A 20,211-nucleotide genomic window follows, 5' to 3' on the forward strand; every position below is an offset into this window, starting at 1 on the left:
ATAAAAACCAGATCTATAAAGAGTTGCAACTAGTATTAGCACTCTAAGTCAAAGAGTGCTAATATCAGCTCACTTAGTTCAACACAGGATAAGCAATACCATGACGAAATCAGCTTACATGCCCCTTACGGTAGCAGCCAGCGGTAGTCTGGAGGCTTACACCCATGCCGTCAGTACTATCCCGATGCTGAGCGCTGAAGAAGAGCGCGGTCTGGCCGAACGCTTGCAGCAAGACGGTGATTTAGAAGCTGCGCGCCAGTTGATTATGTCGCATCTGCGGTTTGTGGTGCATATCGCCCGCAGCTATGCCGGTTATGGCCTGCCAATCAGCGATTTAATTCAGGAAGGTAATATTGGCCTGATGAAAGCGGTAAAGCGCTTTGATCCGGCGGTCGGTGTGCGCCTGGTGTCTTTCGCCGTGCACTGGATTAAAGCCGAAATTCATGAATATGTGCTAAAAAACTGGCGCATCGTTAAAATTGCCACCACTAAGGCACAGCGCAAACTGTTCTTTAATCTGCGTAAGGCCAAAAAGCATCTGGGCTGGTTTAATCAGCAGGAAGTACAGCAGGTTGCTGAATCGCTGGGTGTGGCCGAGCACGAAGTGCGTGAAATGGAAGCCCGGATGAGCAACTATGATATGCCATTCGATGCGCCGGATGAAGACGATGAGCAGGCCTATACGGCGCCGGTATACTATCTGGAAGATAAAAGTTCTGATCTGGCGGCGCAGGTTGCCGATGATCAGTGGGACACTGCAGCAGTGGATCGGCTACAGGCGGCGATTCGCACCCTGGATGATCGCAGCCAGGATATCGTACGTGCCCGTTGGCTGGATAACCAGAAGCTGACCCTGCAGGAGCTGGCCGATCGCTATCAGGTCTCAGCTGAGCGGGTGCGGCAGCTGGAGAAAAATGCGATGAAAAAGCTGCAGCAGGCATTGCAGCACTAATAGTCAAAGCATACTGACAAAAAACGGCGCCGCAGCGCCGTTTTTGCTTATTCCCTTCGTCTTTCAAGATGCACGGGTGTTGGCTGCGTCCGTCCACTGGAGCGCCAGCCCGGCCCAATCACTTAGTAAAGCTAAGCTCATGGGGATGAACGAACTTGCCGCCTACGTGCATCTTGAAATCCATTGGGTATAATAAGCGGTGATTATTCTTCCTGTGGTGCGGCGATCGCCGGTGCGGTCACACCTGCCGCTATCACCTGATGTTCCTGTGGCAGTAACGCCGAGATCCCCACCAGCTCAATGCCTTCTGCCTGCAACTGCGGCAAGCGGTGTTTTAGAAAGCGATAGGTTTCCGGGTACGGATGACCAATCGCAATCGCGACCTGATGGCGGCGGGCAATTTGCAGTAATTGTTTAAACTGCCGCTCCAGCGCCGCTTCGCTTAACTCATTGTCTAAAAATACATGCCGCGACAGCAGCGTCACGCCATGCTGGCTGGCGTACTTTTTGGCGGTACTTTGTGGGGTGGTCAGGCTGTCGACAAAGAACAACCGGCGCTGCTGCAGGTACTCCATGGTCCAGTCCATTGGCTGCTCCAGCGCGGTAAACAGACTTCCCATATGGTTGTTAATGCCAATAGCGTATGGGATATCTGCCAGCGCCTGCTGCAGGGTATGATGAATTTGCTGGCGGCTCATATTGCGGGTCAGCGCGCCCGGCCCCAGCGCATTTTGCTGGCTGGCTTCCATCGGCATATGCAGCATCACATCTTTTTTCGCCTGAGCGGCTTGTCTGGCGGCTTGCCGGCCATAGGGAGTATGCGGCAGTACGGCATAGGTTAGCGCATGCGGCAGCTCAACCATCTTCAGATCGGCGCGTTGATAACCAATATCATCGATAATGATCGCAATCCGGGGGCTGGCCAGTAGCGGTAAACTCAGACAGCACAGGCTCAGACATAACAGACGCAGCAGTCGCACTAGGATTCCTTTTATTGCTCCGGTTTTCCGCTTGTCATGCGCAGCATACTGAAAAACCTGATATTAACCTCACCCATTCAGGTTATAGGACAGCCTTAGTCGGGTGCAAGTTTTTTATTGTGCGCCCAGCCAATTTAACGGGTTAACTGCTTCGCCTTTTTCCCGGATTTCAAAATACAACCCCGGGTCTGCCTGACCACCACTGGCGCCAACCTGAGCAATGGCATCACCGGCGCGCACATTGTCACCGGGCTGCTTCAGTAAACTCTGGTTATGGCCATACAGACTCATAAAGCCTTTACCGTGGTCAACCACAATCACCCAGCCATAGCCTTTTAGCCAGTCGGCGTAGATCACCCGGCCATCCGCGATGCTCTGCACATTAGCACCGCTTACCCCCTGGATCAGGATACCGCGTGAGGCCAGGCCACCTTGGCGGTTTTGCCCAAAGCGCTGCAATACCCGGCCACGCAGTGGCCAGGGATACTTGCCCCGACCTGCGGTCAGCCCTGACAGATCGCGATTACGCTCCGCCAGACGACGTAGTTCGTTGATGGTATTTTGCAGCGTGGTTTCGTTTTGCCGCAGATAACTAAGCTGATTACCCTGCTGCTTTAACAGCGCCTGCAATTCATTGACGGACGCCTGCTGGCTACCGCGGGCTTCGCTCAGTTGTTGCTGTTGTTGTTGCAGGGCACTGAGTTCGGTTTGTAACTGCTGCTGTTGATTGGCCAGTTGCTGTTTGACCTGATCCAGTTCACTGACGGTATGATTGATTTGAGCTAGCTGACGTAATCTGGCCTGATTAAAGTACTGATAATAGGTCAGCACCCGTTCCAGCTTGCCGGTATCCTGTTGGTTTAACAGCAAGCGCGAGTAATCGTGCTGACCCAGGCTGTAGGCACTTTTTAGTTGTTCAGCCAATAATTGCTGCTGCTCTGCCAGTTGTTGCTGCAATTGCTGTTGCTGCCGGTTCAGGTTAGCACTTTCCCGCTCCAGCCGTTGCTGGCGGCCCTGAGTGTCCCTGAGTTTACGAGCGGCTTCCGCCAGAGCTTTATCTGCGGCCTGCAACCGCTGCTCCGCCTGTTGCAACTGCCGGCGTTGTTGCCGGACTTGCTGCTCGGTTTGCTTGATTTGTTGCTGTAGCTGCTGTAATTCCCGCTCAGGCTGCGGCGTCTGCTGGGCAGACGCGGCCGTGGACAGCAGGCTGAGCCAGAAACAGCCTGCAAACAGGTAAGGCGAGCGCTTTGACATTAACGCAATTGCATCAGGACTTTGCCGGTCATCTCGGCGGGGATCGGCATACCCATCAGCTGCAGCATGGTCGGCGCGATATCGCTGAGGATGCCACCTTCCACTGCCGTAGCCGGGCGGCCGACATAGATCAGCGGCACAGGATCACTGGTATGGGCGGTATGGGCCTGGCCAGAATCCGGGTCCTGCATTTGTTCGGCATTACCGTGATCTGCGGTGATCAGGCACTCACCACCAACCTGTTGTAAGGCTGCAACCACCCGGCCAATACTACGGTCAACCGCTTCAACGGCCTTGACCGCAGCTGACATAATGCCGGTATGACCGACCATATCGCCATTCGGATAGTTACAGATAATCACATCAAACTTACCGCTGTGAATGGCGGCGACTAACTTGTCAGTCAGTTCTTCCGAGCTCATTTCCGGTTGCAGGTCATAGGTGGCGACCTGTGGTGACGGCACCAGGATCCGCTCTTCGCCGGCAAACAGCTCTTCGCGACCGCCACTGAAAAAGAAGGTCACATGCGCATATTTTTCGGTTTCGGAGATCCGCAGCTGGGTTTTCTGATGCTTAGCCAGCCATTCGCCCAGCACATTGTTCAGACTTTCCGGCGGATAAGCGCAGGGCGCCGCAATATCAGCAGCATATTCGGTCAGCATCACAAACTGGCTTAACTTCGGTTGCGCCTGGCGGACAAAGCCATTGAAATCAGCATCGACAAAGGCGCGGGTAAACTGACGGGCCCGGTCTGCGCGGAAATTCATAAAGATCAGCGCATCGCCGTCCTGCAAGTGGATAGGTTCGCCGGCAGCATTCAAAATGGCAGAGGCTTTGACAAACTCATCGTTCTCATCACGCTGATAGGCGGCTTGCAAGGCGTCACTGGCCGAGTTAAAGCGATACGCGGCCTGACCTTGCGTCAGCAGATTATAAGCTTGTTCTACCCGGTCCCAGCGTTTGTCACGGTCCATCGCGTAGTAACGGCCGATAATGGACGCGATCTGACCTTTACCACTTTGCGCAAAGTGCTGTTCAAACAGCGCCAGCGAGGCGGCGGCACTGCGAGGCGGGGTGTCGCGGCCATCCAAAAAGGCATGCAGATACACCTGGGTCGCGCCACGTTGCTCGGCCAGTTGCACCATTGCCAGTAAGTGTTCTTCATGGCTATGTACACCACCCGGTGACAGCAAGCCCATCAGATGCACGGCTTTGCCCTGACTAACTGCGGCATCTACCGCCTGCACCAGCACTGGATTCTGGTAAAAATCACCATCAGCGATGGCTTTGGTAATGCGGGTAAAGTCCTGATAGACCACCCGGCCCGAGCCAAGATTGACATGGCCAACCTCGGAGTTACCCATTTGCCCGTCAGGCAAACCGACATCCAGGCCAGAGCCGGAAATCAGGGTGTGTGGATACTGTTGCCATAAGGCATCCATGACTGGAGTGTTGGCCTGGGCGATCGCATTATGCTGTTGTTCCTCACGGTAGCCCCATCCATCCAGAATTAATAAAACCAGGGGTTTTTTCGGTGCGGACATAGCATCTCCCTTAACAGATTACAAAGGTGGCGGAATAATGCGCTTATCTTACCGTTTTTTTGCTTTTGCACCAGTGATGATTCGCCGTTAGCCGCCGGTACTAACCGGCTGAGCGGTTTTTTAGCTGTCGATTTTCGATAAAATCGGTATACTCAGCGCTGTTTTTAATCTCAACCAGAAGAAATTTTGCCCTATGGACCAAATGATCGAATTTGTTGGAAATCATCTGCTGCTCAGTATGATCTGGCTGGTGTTAGTGGTACTGATTATCGGTGGCTGGTTAAAGTCGAAATTGTCACCGGTGAAAGCGGTCAGCCCGACCGAACTGACGTTAAAAGTGAACCGTGAAAATGCCGTGCTACTGGATATTCGCAGTGAGGACGATTTCCGCAAGGGGCATATTACCGACGCCCGGAACGTTAAACAGGAGCAAATTGCTAATCTGCAGTTGTCTGGCCTTGAAAAGCAAAAAGATACGCCCATTATAGTAGTGTGTCAGATGGGTGTCAGTGCGCAAAAAGCCGCGGCAACCCTGTCTAAGCAAGGTTTTACTCAGGTTTCAGTGCTGCAGGGCGGTATGAATGCCTGGACCGGTGCCAGTTTGCCGGTTGTTAAAGCAAAGAGGTAAGCATGGCAGACGTTGTTATTTACACTAAAGCATATTGCCCCTACTGTGTCAGAGCGGTAGGCTTATTGCGTGAGAAGCAGGTGGCTTATCAGGAGATCCGCATCGATCTGCACCCTGAGCGCCGGGATGAGATGATTAGCCGGGCGAATGGCCGCACCACAGTGCCGCAGATCTTTATTGGTGAACAGCACATTGGTGGCTGTGACGATATGGTTGCTCTGGATAACCAGGGTAAACTCGATTCATTATTACAAGCATAACTAAACAGGATTTATCATGGCAGAACAACAAGCCAATGGCATCGCAGCAGAACAGGCTGCACAGGGTTTACAGTTTGCAATTCAACGCATCTTCGTAAAAGACATTTCTTTTGAAGCGCCAAATGCCCCTGCGATTTTCCGCAAAGAGTGGAAGCCGGAAGTTAAACTGGATTTAGATACCCGCAGCGAAAAGCTGGAAGACAATGTCTATCAGGTTATCCTGTCACTGACCGTGACCACTACTGTTGGTGAAGAAACTGCCTTCCTGTGTGAAGTACAACAAGCAGGTATTTTCTCTATCGGTGCTTTAGAAGAGCCGCAAATGGCGCATATGCTGGCGGCATTCTGTCCGAACATTCTGTTCCCGTACGCACGGGAAGCGGTGTCTAACCTGGTTAACCGTGGTACCTTCCCACAGCTGAATCTGGCACCGGTTAACTTTGACGCCTTATTTGCACAGTATCTGCAACAGCGTCAGGCCGAAACTCAGCAACTGAACGCTTAATGAGCAGCGCTTCTGCGATCACGGTATTAGGGGCAGGGTCTTACGGCACTGCCCTTGCCATTTGTCTGGCCCGCAATGGTAACCCTATTACGCTGTGGGGCCGCAATGCTGCCGAAATGGCGCAGATGCAGCAGCAACGGCTGAATCAGAAATACCTGCCGGATATTCCACTGCCGCCGACCCTGGAAGTGACAGCGGATTTGGCGCATGCCGTGCAACAAAGCCGCGATATCCTGGTAGTGGTGCCCAGCCACGCCTTTGCTGAAACCCTGCGACAGATTAAGCCTTTACTGGCTGCGGATGCCCGGGTTGCCTGGGCAACCAAAGGTCTGGAGCCGGAAACTGGTCGCTTATTGCAGGATGTCGCCCGTGAGATCCTCGGTGAGCAGGTCTCGCTGGCGGTACTGTCCGGGCCCACCTTTGCCAAAGAAATGGCTGCTGGTTTACCCACTGCTATCTCGTTATCTTCTGCCGATCCGGCTTTTATCAAACAGCTGTCTGATCTGCTACATTGTGCCCGTACTTTCCGCGTCTATACCAATAGCGACTTTATTGGTGTGCAACTTGGGGGCGCGGTGAAGAACGTGATCGCCATTGGTGCCGGCATGGCCGATGGTATTGGCTTCGGTGCTAATGCCCGCACAGCTCTGATCACCCGGGGGCTGGCTGAAATGTGTCGTCTTGGCTGTGCCATGGGCGCGCAAAAGGATACCTTTATGGGTATGGCCGGGCTGGGTGATCTGGTATTAACCTGTACCGATAACCAGTCACGTAACCGCCGCTTTGGCTTGCTGTTGGGGCAGGGCAAAGGGGTCGAAGAGGCGATGCAGGCGATCGGTCAGGTGGTGGAAGGTTTCCGTAACGCCAAAGAGGTGTTTAATCTGGCGCAGCGGGTTGGCGTTGAAATGCCGATCACTGAGCAGATCTATCAGGTGTTATATCAAGGGAAAAACGTCAAGCTGGCAGCCCAGGATCTACTGGGCCGCGAGCGTAAAGACGAGATCAGTTAGCCAGCTGCCGCTGATTATTCAGCAGCTGATTTTCTTTTAGTAATAGTTGTCCGATATCCTCAGCCGGCACCGCCCGGCTGAAGCGATGTCCTTGCTGACAGTCGCAGCCCATCACATGCAGCAGGTACGCCTGCATTTCAGTTTCGATATTGGTGGCAATCACATCCAACTGCAAATAGCCCGCTAATCGGATCAGGGTGGCGCAGATATTACGTTGTTGTTCCTGCTGCTCAATATAACGCACCAGCGAGGGTGCCAGTTTGACGCCGTGTAACGGAAATTGTCTTAGCTGATTCAGCGATGCTATACCATCACCGAAATTGTCGAGCAGGACCCGGAACCCCATGCGCTCCAGGCTGTGTAAGCGCTCACGCAGCCAGATAGTCGGGTGATTAAAAATCGCTTCCGGTAGCTCCAGCTCAAACAAACTGGCGCTCAGCTCAAACTCGCTGAGCGTATCCTGCATAAAACGGATGAAATCGGTTTGGGCAAACTGCTGGGCTGAAATATTCAGTGCCAGCCGGCCGCGCATCAGCGCGGTTTGTTGCCAATAACTAACTTGTTTACAGGCTTTGCGAAATACCAGCCGATCCAGATTGATAATCAGGCCGGTTTCCTCAACCAGCGGCAGAAAGGTCGGTGGTGGCAGCATGCCGCGACGCGGGCTGGGCCAGCGCAATAAGGCCTCGAAACCAGCGATTCGGTTACTGCTGATACTAAACTTGGGCTGATAAAACAGTTCAAACTCTCCCTGGGCTGCACTGCGGTACAGCTCGCTTTCCAGTGCCAGATAATCCGGTGCCTGCTGCTGGCTGCCACTGTCGGCAAAACAAAGAGCATGGTCCTGCTGCTGGCTGGCCAGTCGTAGTGCCCGCTCCGCACTGTTGATTAAGTTGGTCGCATCTTCACCATCATTTGGACTGCAGCTGATACCTATTGCTAACCTCAGATTAGCGTAAGCAGCATCAGGATCAGCTTGTCGGAAGCCAGCAATAATTTTATGTGCCAGCTGATTAAGCAGGATGGTACTGTTGGTTTGGCACAGATGCGGTGGCACCAGAATCGCAAAGCAGTCACTTTGATAGCGTGCCAGCACTAATTTATCGGATACCAGCAGTTGTAAACGTTTTGCCGCTTCGATGAGCTGAGACTCATCAGGGGTGGCATCCATAGTGGCGGTCGGGCTGGTCCTGAGCTGGACTAATAGCAGGGCGACACTGGGGTAATGTTCGTCACAGCTTAGGATTGCCTGCCGTAATTGTTCAGTAAACAACAGTTGGTTCGGAAGTAGGGTACTGTCATCACGTAACACTTGCTGTTGTTGCCGCGCACTCTGGCTACGTAGATGGGTGATATTCTGGCCGTACAACATATAGCGCGGTTCTTTACTGCTCTGCTGGCGCAAGGTATGGATACTTAGCTTGAAGGCCTCACAATGACGTTCGTTTTTAAGCCAGGCTTCGCCGTGCCAAAAGCCTTGCTGTCGCAGTTGCTGTTTCAGCGTAAGGTCCATTGCATGTTGGCCATCGGCATCGGCAAATAGCGGCAAACTGATACTGACACTGCTGTTATCCTGCTCTTTTAACAGGCTTTTTAACGAACTGCTGGCATTTCGTACTGCCAGATTGCGATCCAGAATAGCGATGGCACCCGGGGTCTCGGCCAGTAATTGCTGAAAATCCTGGCGCTGGGCATCCAGTGCGCGGCTGCGGCGTGTTAAACTAAGCCAGGTTAGGGCCAGCGCCAGGCTGAGTACACCAAGTGCCGCCAGCGTTAATAAGAAACTGCCTTCAATAACACTTTGTTCGGCGGCAGCGGGGAAAGACCAGCTCAGCAACAATAACCAAAGGCCCGGGGTGAGCAACAGCATGGGCACACATTCCTTGTTCAATTAATAACCACTGTTAAATATAGTTGCTTTGTTACCTACAGGACAAGAGCTAACACGAAATAAAAACCGGAGCTTAATGAATGTTACATCTGGCGCTATTTCAGCCACAAATCGCCCCCAATACCGGCAATATTATCCGTCTGGCCGCCAACAATGGCTGCCGCTTGCATATTATCGAGCCAATGGGTTTTGATTTTGAAGAAAAAAAGTTGCGGCGGGCCGGGCTGGATTACCATGATTTGGCCAATGTCAGCCGTTATCCGGATTATCCGCAGTTTTTAAGCGCCATGCAGGGGCGGCGGATTTTTGCGATCACTACCAAGGGGACGCGCTTTTATCATCAGGTTAGCTTTCAGCCGGACGATGTCTTGCTGTTTGGCTCGGAAACCAGTGGCTTACCGGACAGTGTACGCGATAGTCTGCCGGCAGAGCAGAAATTGCGGATCCCGATGCAGGCGGGCGCCCGCAGTCTGAATCTGTCGAACAGTGTGGCTATTGTCAGCTATGAGGCGTGGCGGCAGCTGGGATATCCGGGCGGACTTTAAAGGGCCCTTTCGCTGCCATGACTTAGTTGCTGTAAAAACTGATTAATGGCCGCCAGCACCTGTTGGCGGATCGCATCCTGCTCCATTAACAGCTCATGCCTGCCGCCATTCAGGCTATACAGCGCCTTGGGTAAAGCGGCGGGCAGTGCATCGAACCACTGCCGTTGTGCACCATTGGCCACCACCTTATCGGCACTGCCCTGTAGCAATAACAGCGGGGTCTGGCAATGTACTACATCCCGCCTGAGCTGGCGCATGGCCAGGATCGCCTGCACCAGCCACTGGCAACTGACACCGCCCAGTTGCAACTCTGGCTCACGCTGATAGCAATCGCGCAGCGCCTGATAGCGCGCCGGGCTGGAGGTTAAATCATTACCGGCAAAAGGCTTGGCCTGATAGGCTTGCTGGCCTGGGAAATAGCCAGCCTGAGCTGCTGGCTCAGCTCTGAGCTTGCGGCAATAAGCCAGCGCCAGGCCTTCAGCGACCCGGGTTGGCACAGGTCCGCTATGGATCCCCAACATCGGAGAGCAGAAGACCGCCGCATCAAAAAAACGCCACCAGCGCTGCCAGGGCTCAGCAGTGAGTAAACCCGCTGCGATGGCACAGCCCATAGAGTGGCCGAGCAGCAGATGCCGCTGATGGCCGCCAGGTTCAACGATTTGTTGTAAAAACTGTGCCAGATCCTGCTGATAATGCGCAAAGCTCTCGACATAACCGGGTTGCGGATCGGCCAGTAAGCGGCCAGAGCGGCCCTGACCGCGGTGATCGATGATATAAACACTGTAACCGGCGTTAACCAGTTCCAGCATCAATTCACTGTATTTAATCGCCGTTTCAATGCGGCCACTGCTGATCACCCAGGCCGTGCTGGCGGCGGGGTTACGATGATAGCTATAGGCCAGTGGCACATCGCCGCTACCGCTTAAAACGCCATGCTGCAGCTGCTGCCAGAATGGCAGCAAGCGGCTTTGCCAGTGCTCACTGAGGTCGGTTTCAGTGGCCAGTTGCTGAATATCGGGAAAAGCTTGAGTCATCGGCAGACAGGGTAACGGCTTGGTTCAGGTAAGGGGCAGTGTAACATTAATCTGCAAACCGCCACTACTGACATTGCTGGCGCTGACCTGCCCCTGATGCTGGCGGATGATCTGGGCCACAATAGCCAGCCCCAGACCAGTACCGCCGGTTTGGCTATCGCGGCTGTGGCTAACGCGGTAAAACGGCTGAAAAATTTGCTCCAGTTGGTCACTGGCCAAGCCCGGGCCCTGATCGCTGATACTCAGCTGTGCCTGAGTGTCATGCACCTTTATGGTGCAATTAATCTGGCTGCCGGACGGACTGTATTTCATCGCATTACGGACAATATTCTCCAGTGCCCGGCCCAGCAAACGGCTGTCGCCTTCCAGCCATAGCTGTTCGGGAGCCTGCAGCACCAGCTGTTGTTGTTTGGCATCGGCTTCCAGCTGATTAATACTCAGTACTTCCTCGGCCAGAGCGACCAAATCCAGCGGGTGGCGCTCCAGTTGATACTGGCCGGCGTCCAGCTTACTGAAGGTCAGTAATTCATCCAGCATGGCTTCCAGCCGTTCCAACTCGCTTTTTAAGCGCGGCAACTGCTGCAGATCCTGCTGGCGCTCACTCAGCGCTATTGCCAGTTGGGCTCTGGCCAGCGGCGAACGCAACTCATGCGAGATATCCCGCATCAGCCGCTGCTGATTATGTAGCAGGGCACTGATTTGTTCAGCCATGGTATTAAAGCTACGGCCCAGTTGCCCCAATTCATCCGGGCGTCTGGCCAGTCGCTGCACCCGGCTATCGAGTTTGCCGCTGGCAAATTGCAGGTTTTGTTGCACCAGCTCGCGCAGTGGCCGCGAGATTGAAATGGCCAGTGCAAAGCTGGCGGTCGCGGAGATCAGCACCAGCAGCAGGACCAGGAGCGGCTGTGACAGGCTGCTCAGGCGCCACCATGGCTGCGCCGGCCGTTGCCGTAGCTGATAAAGTGCCAGTTGTTGTTCACCTAGCTGCAACATAAAGGGGCCAGCCAGATGAGTATTATTGTGGCGTAGCAAGCGTGGCCGGTTCAGTTGATTTAGCTCAGCCAGCCAGCTTTGGTTAAAGTTACGCGGCAGCAGTGCCGGCGTCAGCAGCTGATTATCCGCCGTTTGCACCACCACCCAGCGCGCTTCGCCCAGCGCAGCCAGGTGCTGCAGCAGCTCAGCAGCGGATTGACTTTGCCGCAAGGGCTGTAGCTGTTGCTGCAGTTGCTGGATCACGCCGGGTGGTAGCCGCCGGATCTCGGTATCTTCCATTAGCTGGCGCGACAGCACTAAAGTTAAAGCCACGGTCAGCAGCAATACCAGCCAGAACCAGAGGAAGATCCGACCGGCCAGCGAGTTTAACGGGTTTAAGCGTTGCCAGTTCATGCGTTACCCTGCGTCAGAAATAAATAGCCACTGCCACGCAGGGTCTGGATTTTTTCGCTGTCGCTATGTTGCGCCAGCTTTTTGCGGATATTACTGATATGCATATCCAGACTGCGATCGTACTGCTGCAGCCGCCGCCCCAGCACCAGCCGGCTTAACTCATCCTTACTGACAATTTCGCCGGCGCGGCGCATCAGCTGCTCCAAAATCTGAAATTCGGTGGCGGTGAGCGTGACCGGCTGCTGATTACAACTGACCTGGCGATTCTGACTATTGAGTTTAACGGCATTCAGCTCCAACACGCTGGCTTGCTGCGGTGCGTCTTGTTGCAATAACTCGATCCGACGCAGAATGGCCTTGATCCGGGCTACCAGTTCGCGCGGATTAAAGGGCTTAGCCAGGTAGTCATCGGCTCCCAGCTCCAAACCGAGGATACGATCAATATCGTCACCGCGCGCCGTTAGCATCAGTACCGGGCAGTAGGGGCCCTGACGTAGCGCTTTCAGAACGGACAGGCCATCCAGTTTGGGTAACATCACATCCAGCAGGATCAGATCGCAGCCGGCGCTGGCGGCCTGTTGCAGGCCCTGCTCGCCGTCATGCACTGCCAGAAACTCGAAGCCATCTAATGCCAGATACTCTGCCACTAAGCGGGTCAGCTCAACATCGTCGTCAATCATCAGAATTTTCGGCATCTTATACCTCAAAGGTGATCACAATTGCAGTTTACGTGCTTGACTGGGCAATGTCAGGGCCTTTACAGAACCTTTACGCTGGCTTTGCGTTGCTTTGCAATAGCGGCGCTAAACTGAAAGCGTTAACCAAGCGGAGTGCAGATGATGAAAACGAATACCTTAATTTTGACCTTAAGTACTGTATTACTGTTAAGCAGCCCACTGGCGCTGGCGCATCCTGGCAAAGGCTGGCAGGGTGAGGGACAGCGGCATGAGCGAACTATGCTGCCATTAAAGCAATTGGATCTGAGTGCTGAACAGCGGGCACAAATCCAGAGTCTGATGCAGCAACATCGCGAAGCCCGGCAACAACAGCGTAATCCAGAAGCCATGCAACAGCTGCTGGACGCGCCACAGTTTGACGAGCTGGCGGCGCAACAACTGCTGGCACAGCGTGCAGAGCAGCGAGAGCAGCACCAGTTAGCGCGGTTAAAGTTACAGCATCAAATCCATCAGATTTTAACGCCGGAACAACGGCAGCAATTGGCAGAGCTGCGTAGCCAACGCCAAAGCGGCGAGGGCAAACCATGGCGTCAGCATTCGGGCGAGCGTAAAGAACGCAAAGCCCGGCAGCCGGCGAACGCGGGCTAAACGTCAACCCGCTCAGGCAGCTATTCTACCCCCAGCTCTTTCAGCTTGCGGGTTAACGTATTGCGGCCCCAACCCAGTTTACGGGCCGCTTCCTGTTTATGGCCGTGTGTATAACGCAGCGCCTGTTCCAGTACAATTTTCTCAAAGGCCGGTGCGGCTTCGTCCAGAATATTATCCTGACCCGCTGCCAGGCGCTCGCTAACCCAGGCTGCTAATAAACTTTGCCAATCGGTATGGCCCTCCGCGCTACTCAGCTTTGGCTGAGTTTTCGGTTGCTGCAGTAATTCCGGCGGTAAGTCCGCCACCACGATATGCTTGCCACTGGCCATCACGGTTAACCAGCGACAGGTATTTTCCAGTTGCCGCACATTGCCCGGCCAGTCAAGCCGGGTCAGCACCTGCTCAGCTTCCTTACTTAGCGTTTTGGCTTCCACATTCAGCTCGGTCGCCGCTTGTTGTAAAAAATGTCGTGCTAGTTTACCGATATCTTCGCGGCGATCTTTCAGGGACGGCAGATGAATACGGATCACATTTAAGCGGTGGAATAAGTCTTCCCGGAACTTGCCCTGCGCCGCCAGTTGCTCTAAATCCTGGTGGGTCGCGGCAATGATCCGCACATCGACGTTTACCGGTTGATGGCCTCCGACCCGGTAAAACTGGCCATCGGCCAGCACCCGCAGCAGCCGGGTTTGTACGTCCAGCGGCATATCGCCGATTTCATCCAGAAACAGGGTTCCGCCATCGGCCTGCTCAAAGCGGCCTTTACGGGCATTCTGGGCACCGGTAAAGGCGCCCTTTTCATGACCAAAGAGCTCAGACTCGATCAGATCCTTCGGGATTGCGGCCATATTCAGCGCGATAAAAGGCTGTTCATGCCGTGGACTGTGTTTATGCAGCGCCCGCGCCACCAGTTCTTTACCGGTGCCGGACTGGCCATTAATCAGCACACTGATACTGGAACGGGCCAGGCGGCCGATGGCTCGAAACACTTCCTGCATCGCCGGCGCTTCGCCAATAATTTCGGTACTGAGCAGCGGTGCTGCCGGCTGCTGTTTGGCGCGCCGGTTTTTGCTGTGCTCCAGCGCGCGGCTGATCAGGCTGACGGCATCGTTCACGTCAAAGGGTTTCGGCAGATACTCGAAGGCGCCCCGTTTAAAGGCGTTGACCGCACTGTCCAGATCCGAATGCGCCGTCATAATGATCACCGGCAGTTCCGGGCTCAGTTGCTGTAAACGGCTTAACAGTTCCATCCCATCGGTACCCGGCATCCGGATATCGGATACCACGACCGCCGGCTGTTCATATTCCAGCCGCTGTAACATCAGATCGGCTGAGGCAAAACTTTCGCAGTCAATGGCACTGCGGCTCAGCGCCTTTTCCAGTACCCAGCGAATAGAATTATCATCGTCAATGATCCAGACATCCTGTTTCATGGTGCTTCCTCATAGTCTGAAATTGGCAGATAAAGCATAAAGGCGGTGTGACCGGGCCAGCTTTCGCAGTCGATCCAGCCACGTTGTTGATGGATCAGGGTTTGCGCGATGGACAGACCAAGGCCGGTGCCGCCGGCTTTGCCGCTGACCATCGGATAGAATAGGGTATCGCGGATCTCCGCCGGGATCCCCGGCCCGTTATCAATGACTTTGATACAGGCGACCAGTTTGTATCTTTTGCCGTGCAGGGTGTGCTGCGACAGAATACGGCTTTGCAACGTAATATCGCCGCCGTCCTGCAATGCTTGCTGGGCATTACGCACGATATTCAGCAGCGCCTGCTGTAACAGCTCAGGGTCAAAGTAAAAATCCGGAATACTGGGATCATAGTCGCGGTGAAAGCGGATCGGCGCTGGATTATCAATTTGCGCCAGTTGCAGTACCTGCTCGGCCATCTGATGTAAATTGCTCAGGATACGCTGCGGTGGCCGGTACGGGCCCAGTAAGCGGTCCACCAGATTGCGCAAGCGGTCGGCCTGGGCAATGATTAGCTGGGTGTACTCTTTTTGTTCGTCATTCAGCGACTCTTCCAGCAATTGTGCCGCGCCACGCAGACCGCCGAGCGGGTTTTTAATTTCATGTGCCAGATTGCGTACCAGCTCGCGGGCAGCCAGATGCTGATGTTGTTGCAGATTTTCCATACTAATCTTGCGCTGCTGCTCGACTTGTCGCAGTTCCAGCAACAACTGCGGCTGTTCCTGCTCCAGCAGGGTTACCGCAATATCCAGCAGTAACAGGCGGCCGTCGATAGTCACCGCCTGTACATCGCCAACACTAAAGGATTGGCGGTGCAATAAAGCATTGTGTAAGTGGCTGGCTTTTAAATCCAGATGCTGGAATAAGGCCGGAAAATAATGTTGCGCCAGACGTTTTTCGCCCAGCCCTAATACCGCACAGCTGGCGGTATTGAAATAACAAATCTGTAACTGGCTATCCAACACCAGTACTGCAGTGGTGAGCTGCTCGGTCAAGCCCTGGCTGCTTGCGTGTGCTGTCATACCCCTCCTTTGCACCAAATTGGTGCTTATGAGCGGCAGTTTAGCCCGACTGAAGTCGGATTACACTGGCTTTGCACTAATTTGGTGAAATTACGCTGGCCCGATGCAAATAAAAGGTTGTGACAGGACTTACTGCAATTAGCTTGCCGTTTTGGTCGAGGAGTTCTAATTGAATAGTATGGGCGCCGCGGTCAACATCGCGTAGTACAAAGACGGCGCTGTTTTGTGGCTCGCCATAAGCCAGACCGTCGAATACCAGCCGCACTCTGAAGCCGCGTTGAAAACGCGGTGTGATCCGGCCTTCAATATAAACTGAGCCAGTGTTGTCGCGCACCGTACCTTGCTCTTCCGGCTGGATAATACTGACTTTAAAAGGTTCGGGTTCGGCGGGCTTTTTATCTGGCATCCGGGTATCCACCGGATCCATCAGATTGGGGCGCACAGTCAGGGTAATTTCTTCGGCACCGGGGGTTGGACTATCGGAGAAGATCACTACGCCATTGGCATCGCGGGTCACATAGATACGTTTTTCCTGAGCCGCTACGAAGCCGTGCAGCGCAAGTAAAGTTATCAGCAGTAGCAGTGTCCGCAGTTTCATGGTTACCATGCCTAAAATGTCATCCTGACGATCAGATTAACTTTAGCTGGAAAGCGTTAACTTTTCTACAAAAAAAAGCTCACCGGAGTGAGCTTTTTGTTTTAATACTAAGGAATTAGTAACGCTGGCTTGCCGCCATTTACTTAAACGCTGTAGTACAGTTCGAATTCCAGTGGATGTACTGCCATCGATACTTTGCGGGCTTCGGCGCGCTTGATAGCGATGTAAGCATCAATCATATCGTCTGACATTACGCCGCCCTTGGTGAAGATGGCGCGGTTCTTATCCAGCTCGTTCAGGGCCTCATCCAGCGAGGTAGCAACCTGTGGAATGTTAGCTGCTTCTTCTGCTGGCAGATCGTACAGATCTTTATCCATCGCATCGCCTGGGTGGATCTTATTCTGAATACCGTCAATACCGGCCATTAACTGGGCAGCAAAGGCCAGATATGGGTTAGCGGCCGGATCCGGGAAACGACACTCAATACGACGGGCTTTGGCGCTTGGTACCAGCGGGATCCGGATTGACGCAGAACGGTTACGGGCAGAGTAAGCCAGCATCACCGGGGCTTCAAAGTGCGGAACCAGACGCTTGTACGAGTTGGTTGACGGGTTAGTAAAGGCGTTCAGCGCTTTAGCGTGTTTGATAATACCGCCGATGTAGTACAGCGCCAGCTCAGATAAACCGGCATATTTATCACCAGCAAACAGGTTGACGCCGTCTTTAGCCAGTGACTGGTGACAGTGCATACCTGAACCGTTATCGCCAACCAGTGGTTTTGGCATAAAGGTAACAGTTTTGCCATACAGGTGTGCCACGTTATGGATCACATACTTTAACTGCTGAATTTCATCGGCTTTTTTGGTTAAGGTATTGAAACGGGTCGCGATTTCGTTCTGACCGGCAGTGGCGACTTCATGGTGGTGGGCTTCGACTACCTGACCCATTTCTTCCAGTACCATACACATGGCGCTACGGATGTCATGGCCTGAGTCTACCGGTGGTAACGGGAAGTAACCGCCTTTAACGCCCGGACGGTGGCCCTTGTTACCCTCTTCGTAAGCGGTACCTGAGTTCCAGGCGGCTTCAGTAGAGTTAATCTTAAAGAATGAGCCCGACATATTGGTTTCGAAACGAATATCGTCGAACATAAAGAATTCTGGTTCCGGGCCAAACAGCACGGTATCGGCAATACCGGTTGACTTCAGATAGTCTTCGGCACGTTTGGCGATAGAACGTGGATCGCGGTCATAACCTTGCATGGTGCTTGGTTCAATGACGTCGCAGGTGATATTCAGCGTGGTTTCTTCAAAAAACGGGTCCAGCACGGCAGTGGTTGGGTCCGGTAACAGGATCATGTCTGAGTCATTGATACCTTTCCAGCCCATGATAGAAGAACCATCAAACATCTTGCCGTCTTCAAAGGTGCTCTCTGAGATCTGGCTGACCGGTACCGTTACATGCTGCTCTTTACCTTTAGTATCGGTAAAACGCAGGTCAACAAATTTAACCTCGTTCTCTTTGATTAATTTCAGTACGTTTTCTACAGACATGTATTCCTCCAAGTGACCCATTTTGAGCAAATATCCGGTTGGTTGCCCTGTTAAATGCCAGATATATGCCAATATCTTAAGATGTTGTATTTAATCGGTTTAATTTGCAAGGCTGCTGCGCCAAGCCTTAGTGTTGCACCAACTTGGTGCGCAAGCGCTTCATAATGGTGCTAAAGCTAACCCGTTTCAGTGTAGTCAATTATCGGCGGCGAAAAGGGGCTGCCGAAAAAAAATACCGAAATGCTTGCAGGAGTTTTTTGTTTCGGCGCGAAAACAGAGTAGAATATGCGCCCTTTAGTTTTTATTTGCGTTCGCCTGGTGGTCATTCTGGTCATCTAGTGCCACACAGAGGATAGTTATTCATGAGCGTCACAGCGTCATCCATCGACAAGCTTCGTAATATTGCCATTATCGCCCACGTTGACCACGGTAAAACTACTATGGTTGATAAGCTGTTGCAGCAATCCGGTACCCTGGATTCGCGCGCCAAGCTGCAGGAGCGGATCATGGACTCCAATGCTCAGGAATCTGAGCGGGGTATTACCATCCTGGCAAAAAATACGTCTGTACGCTGGAATGGCTATCAGATCAATATCCTGGATACCCCTGGCCACGCCGACTTCGGTGGCGAGGTAGAGCGGGTACTCTCTATGGCAGACTCGGTATTACTGCTGGTTGATGCCGTTGAAGGCCCGATGCCACAAACCCGCTTTGTGACGCAAAAAGCCTTTGCCCACGGTTTAAAGCCAATCGTCGTTATCAACAAAGTTGATAAGCCGGGTGCACGGGTAAACTGGGTTATCGATCAGGTATTCGATCTGTTCGACAACCTGGGCGCCTCAGATGAGCAACTGGATTTCCCAATCGTGTATGCCTCAGGCTTAAACGGCTGGGCATCGTTAGAAGCCGATGTGAAGAAAGACGATATTACTGATCTGTTCGAAGCCATCGTGAAATACGTTGAGCCACCGAAAGTTGAGCTGGAAGGCGAAACTCAGGTGCAGGTATCGCAACTGGATTACTCCAGCTACTTAGGCATTATCGGTATCGGCCGGATTAAGCGTGGTACCTTAAAGCCAAACCAACAAGTGACTATTATTGGTGCTGATGGCAGCAAGCGTAACGGCAAGGTTGGTCAGGTATTCGGGTATTTAGGCTTAGAGCGGCATGAAACGCTGGAAGCCACCGCCGGTGATATCGTGGCCTTTACCGGTTTAGGCGAGCTGAAAATCTCTGATACCATCTGCGCCCCAAGTAAGGTTGAAGCTTTACCAGCGTTACAGGTCGATGAACCGACTGTTACCATGACCTTCCAGGTCAATACCTCGCCGTTTGCTGGTAAAGAAGGTAAGTTTGTCACCTCGCGCCAAATTCTGGAGCGCCTGAACAACGAGCTGAAGCATAACGTGGCACTGCGGGTAGAAGAGACCGAAGACGGCGATAAATTCCGTGTTTCAGGCCGCGGTGAACTGCACCTGGGCGTATTAATTGAAAATATGCGTCGCGAAGGCTTTGAATTAGCGGTATCACGGCCGGAAGTGATCATGAAAATGGTCGATGGCGTGAAGCAGGAACCTTTCGAAGTGGTCACCATCGACGTGGAAGAGCAGCATCAGGGCTCAATCATGGAAAAGATGGGTGAGCGTAAGGCCGAAATGACCGATATGCAACCGGATGGCAAAGGCCGGATCCGGATGGACTTCGTGATGCCAAGCCGCGGTTTAATCGGTTTCCGTACCGAGTTTATGACGCTGACTTCTGGCACCGGTTTGATGTACCACACCTTTGATCACTACGGTGACTTTAAAGGCGGTAACATCGGTCAGCGTAACAATGGCGTACTGATCTCTAACGCTACCGGTAAAGCGCTGGCTTATGCACTGTTTACGCTGCAGGAGCGTGGTCGCTTGTTTACCAGCCATGCTGACGAAGTGTACGAAGGTCAGATTATCGGTATTCATAGCCGCAGCAACGACCTGACCGTTAACTGTTTAAAAGGTAAGCAGCTGACTAACATCCGGGCTGCCGGCACCGACGAAGCCTTAACCCTGACGCCACCGATCAAGCTGACGCTGGAAAGCGCACTGGAATTTATCGATGACGACGAACTGGTTGAAGTGACGCCAAAATCGATCCGCATTCGCAAAAAGCACCTGACCGAGAACGAGCGTAAACGCGCCAGCCGTCAGTCAGAGTAAGCGCTTTGCTGTGACATAAAAAAGCCCCGCTTAAGCCTGTCTCTTGATCACAAGTCA

Annotated in this window: 19 protein-coding genes; 8 read left to right on the forward strand and 11 right to left on the reverse strand. The window is 53.2% G+C overall.

Translation table 11 applies throughout. The features are described 5' to 3' along the window. Positions 1-100 precede the first annotated feature (100 nt). Positions 101-952 carry an RNA polymerase sigma factor RpoH gene (gene rpoH, locus A9165_RS09240; protein WP_008950091.1) on the forward strand — a complete coding sequence of 284 codons (852 nt, stop codon included), beginning with the start codon at positions 101-103 and terminating at the stop codon, positions 950-952. A 203-nt stretch (positions 953-1,155) separates the two neighbouring features. On the opposite strand, the gene A9165_RS09245 is transcribed toward rpoH, so the two are convergent. From A9165_RS09245 to gpmM, 3 genes are all read right to left on the reverse strand, one after another. Further along, a complete protein-coding gene (locus A9165_RS09245) occupies positions 1,156-1,932 on the reverse strand; it encodes a divergent polysaccharide deacetylase family protein (protein WP_008606966.1) in 777 nt (258 codons plus the stop codon). 114 nt (positions 1,933-2,046) lie between these two features. Continuing rightward, the gene (locus A9165_RS09250; RefSeq protein ID WP_065955669.1) at positions 2,047-3,186 is read right to left on the reverse strand and encodes a murein hydrolase activator EnvC; all 1,140 of its coding nucleotides are present in this window, start codon (positions 3,184-3,186) and stop codon (positions 2,047-2,049) included. Continuing rightward, entirely contained in the window at positions 3,186-4,730 is a 1,545-nt protein-coding gene (gene gpmM / locus A9165_RS09255; protein ID WP_008606973.1) for a 2,3-bisphosphoglycerate-independent phosphoglycerate mutase, read from the reverse strand. The genes A9165_RS09250 and gpmM overlap by 1 nt, the downstream gene beginning before the upstream one ends. A gap of 193 nt (positions 4,731-4,923) precedes the next feature. On the opposite strand from gpmM, the gene A9165_RS09260 reads away from it, so the two are divergent. The 4 genes from A9165_RS09260 to gpsA are packed head-to-tail and all read left to right on the forward strand — an operon-like array spanning position 4,924 to position 7,133. Further along, positions 4,924-5,358 carry a rhodanese-like domain-containing protein gene (locus A9165_RS09260; RefSeq protein ID WP_065955670.1) on the forward strand — a complete coding sequence of 145 codons (435 nt, stop codon included), beginning with the start codon at positions 4,924-4,926 and terminating at the stop codon, positions 5,356-5,358. A 2-nt stretch (positions 5,359-5,360) separates the two neighbouring features. Continuing rightward, positions 5,361-5,618, forward strand: a complete 258-nt coding sequence (grxC, locus tag A9165_RS09265; RefSeq protein WP_065955671.1) for a glutaredoxin 3 — start codon at positions 5,361-5,363, stop codon at positions 5,616-5,618. A gap of 16 nt (positions 5,619-5,634) precedes the next feature. Next, positions 5,635-6,123, forward strand: a complete 489-nt coding sequence (gene secB, locus A9165_RS09270) for a protein-export chaperone SecB (RefSeq protein ID WP_008606977.1) — start codon at positions 5,635-5,637, stop codon at positions 6,121-6,123. Continuing rightward, entirely contained in the window at positions 6,123-7,133 is a 1,011-nt protein-coding gene (gene gpsA, locus A9165_RS09275) for an NAD(P)H-dependent glycerol-3-phosphate dehydrogenase (RefSeq protein ID WP_008606978.1), read from the forward strand. Before secB ends, gpsA begins: the two co-directional genes overlap by 1 nt. Here gpsA and A9165_RS09280 read toward each other — a convergent pair. Next, entirely contained in the window at positions 7,126-9,003 is a 1,878-nt protein-coding gene (locus A9165_RS09280) for a bifunctional diguanylate cyclase/phosphodiesterase (protein ID WP_065955672.1), read from the reverse strand. The genes gpsA and A9165_RS09280 overlap by 8 nt on opposite strands. A 101-nt stretch (positions 9,004-9,104) precedes the next feature. On the opposite strand from A9165_RS09280, the gene A9165_RS09285 reads away from it, so the two are divergent. Then, a complete protein-coding gene (locus tag A9165_RS09285) occupies positions 9,105-9,569 on the forward strand; it encodes a tRNA (cytidine(34)-2'-O)-methyltransferase (RefSeq protein WP_008606980.1) in 465 nt (154 codons plus the stop codon). On the opposite strand, the gene A9165_RS09290 is transcribed toward A9165_RS09285, so the two are convergent. The 3 genes from A9165_RS09290 to A9165_RS09300 are packed head-to-tail and all read right to left on the reverse strand — an operon-like array spanning position 9,566 to position 12,684. Further along, positions 9,566-10,603: an alpha/beta fold hydrolase gene (locus tag A9165_RS09290; RefSeq protein WP_008950083.1), complete on the reverse strand. Its 1,038-nt coding sequence runs from the start codon at positions 10,601-10,603 to the stop codon at positions 9,566-9,568. The two genes, A9165_RS09285 and A9165_RS09290, sit on opposite strands and share 4 nt — an antisense overlap. 24 nt (positions 10,604-10,627) lie before the next feature. Continuing rightward, positions 10,628-11,989 (reverse strand): ATP-binding protein, encoded by a 1,362-nt coding sequence (locus A9165_RS09295; protein ID WP_065955673.1) that lies wholly within the window; start codon positions 11,987-11,989, stop codon positions 10,628-10,630. Next, positions 11,986-12,684 (reverse strand): response regulator, encoded by a 699-nt coding sequence (locus A9165_RS09300; protein WP_008950082.1) that lies wholly within the window; start codon positions 12,682-12,684, stop codon positions 11,986-11,988. The genes A9165_RS09295 and A9165_RS09300 overlap by 4 nt, the downstream gene beginning before the upstream one ends. A 141-nt stretch (positions 12,685-12,825) precedes the next feature. Here A9165_RS09300 and A9165_RS09305 point away from each other — a divergent pair, with 141 nt between their 5' ends. Beyond that, positions 12,826-13,314: a Spy/CpxP family protein refolding chaperone gene (locus tag A9165_RS09305; RefSeq protein ID WP_238534552.1), complete on the forward strand. Its 489-nt coding sequence runs from the start codon at positions 12,826-12,828 to the stop codon at positions 13,312-13,314. A gap of 20 nt (positions 13,315-13,334) precedes the next feature. On the opposite strand, the gene glnG is transcribed toward A9165_RS09305, so the two are convergent. The 4 genes from glnG to glnA form a co-directional block, all read right to left on the reverse strand. Beyond that, positions 13,335-14,747, reverse strand: a complete 1,413-nt coding sequence (gene glnG, locus A9165_RS09310) for a nitrogen regulation protein NR(I) (protein ID WP_008606986.1) — start codon at positions 14,745-14,747, stop codon at positions 13,335-13,337. Then, positions 14,744-15,805 (reverse strand): nitrogen regulation protein NR(II), encoded by a 1,062-nt coding sequence (gene glnL / locus A9165_RS09315; RefSeq protein WP_008950079.1) that lies wholly within the window; start codon positions 15,803-15,805, stop codon positions 14,744-14,746. The genes glnG and glnL overlap by 4 nt, the downstream gene beginning before the upstream one ends. A 76-nt stretch (positions 15,806-15,881) precedes the next feature. After that, positions 15,882-16,412, reverse strand: a complete 531-nt coding sequence (locus tag A9165_RS09320; protein ID WP_083216257.1) for a DUF4124 domain-containing protein — start codon at positions 16,410-16,412, stop codon at positions 15,882-15,884. A 134-nt stretch (positions 16,413-16,546) separates the two neighbouring features. Beyond that, the gene (gene glnA / locus A9165_RS09325) at positions 16,547-17,956 is read right to left on the reverse strand and encodes a glutamate--ammonia ligase (protein ID WP_008606990.1); all 1,410 of its coding nucleotides are present in this window, start codon (positions 17,954-17,956) and stop codon (positions 16,547-16,549) included. Between the two features lie 362 nt (positions 17,957-18,318). Between glnA and typA the strand changes: the two genes are divergently transcribed. Beyond that, on the forward strand, positions 18,319-20,154 hold the full coding sequence (gene typA / locus A9165_RS09330) for a translational GTPase TypA (protein ID WP_065955674.1): 1,836 nt from the start codon (positions 18,319-18,321) through the stop codon (positions 20,152-20,154). The last annotated feature ends 57 nt before the right edge of the window (positions 20,155-20,211 follow it).

The organism is Alishewanella sp. HH-ZS, assembly GCF_001704375.1.
Lineage (GTDB): Bacteria > Pseudomonadota > Gammaproteobacteria > Enterobacterales > Alteromonadaceae > Alishewanella > Alishewanella aestuarii.

What these genes read in the sequence shown, in the direction of transcription:
- rpoH (WP_008950091.1), top strand. Translation starts at nt 101, where the DNA reads ATGACGAAATCAGCTTACATGCCCCTTACGGTAGCAGCCAGCGGTAGT.
- A9165_RS09250 (WP_065955669.1), bottom strand. Translation starts at nt 3,186, where the DNA reads ATGTCAAAGCGCTCGCCTTACCTGTTTGCAGGCTGTTTCTGGCTCAGC.
- gpmM (WP_008606973.1), bottom strand. Translation starts at nt 4,730, where the DNA reads ATGTCCGCACCGAAAAAACCCCTGGTTTTATTAATTCTGGATGGATGG.
- A9165_RS09260 (WP_065955670.1), top strand. Translation starts at nt 4,924, where the DNA reads ATGGACCAAATGATCGAATTTGTTGGAAATCATCTGCTGCTCAGTATG.
- grxC (WP_065955671.1), top strand. Translation starts at nt 5,361, where the DNA reads ATGGCAGACGTTGTTATTTACACTAAAGCATATTGCCCCTACTGTGTC.
- secB (WP_008606977.1), top strand. Translation starts at nt 5,635, where the DNA reads ATGGCAGAACAACAAGCCAATGGCATCGCAGCAGAACAGGCTGCACAG.
- gpsA (WP_008606978.1), top strand. Translation starts at nt 6,123, where the DNA reads ATGAGCAGCGCTTCTGCGATCACGGTATTAGGGGCAGGGTCTTACGGC.
- A9165_RS09280 (WP_065955672.1), bottom strand. Translation starts at nt 9,003, where the DNA reads ATGCTGTTGCTCACCCCGGGCCTTTGGTTATTGTTGCTGAGCTGGTCT.
- A9165_RS09285 (WP_008606980.1), top strand. Translation starts at nt 9,105, where the DNA reads ATGTTACATCTGGCGCTATTTCAGCCACAAATCGCCCCCAATACCGGC.
- A9165_RS09290 (WP_008950083.1), bottom strand. Translation starts at nt 10,603, where the DNA reads ATGACTCAAGCTTTTCCCGATATTCAGCAACTGGCCACTGAAACCGAC.
- A9165_RS09295 (WP_065955673.1), bottom strand. Translation starts at nt 11,989, where the DNA reads ATGAACTGGCAACGCTTAAACCCGTTAAACTCGCTGGCCGGTCGGATC.
- A9165_RS09300 (WP_008950082.1), bottom strand. Translation starts at nt 12,684, where the DNA reads ATGCCGAAAATTCTGATGATTGACGACGATGTTGAGCTGACCCGCTTA.
- A9165_RS09305 (WP_238534552.1), top strand. Translation starts at nt 12,826, where the DNA reads ATGATGAAAACGAATACCTTAATTTTGACCTTAAGTACTGTATTACTG.
- glnG (WP_008606986.1), bottom strand. Translation starts at nt 14,747, where the DNA reads ATGAAACAGGATGTCTGGATCATTGACGATGATAATTCTATTCGCTGG.
- glnL (WP_008950079.1), bottom strand. Translation starts at nt 15,805, where the DNA reads ATGACAGCACACGCAAGCAGCCAGGGCTTGACCGAGCAGCTCACCACT.
- A9165_RS09320 (WP_083216257.1), bottom strand. Translation starts at nt 16,412, where the DNA reads ATGGTAACCATGAAACTGCGGACACTGCTACTGCTGATAACTTTACTT.
- glnA (WP_008606990.1), bottom strand. Translation starts at nt 17,956, where the DNA reads ATGTCTGTAGAAAACGTACTGAAATTAATCAAAGAGAACGAGGTTAAA.
- typA (WP_065955674.1), top strand. Translation starts at nt 18,319, where the DNA reads ATGAGCGTCACAGCGTCATCCATCGACAAGCTTCGTAATATTGCCATT.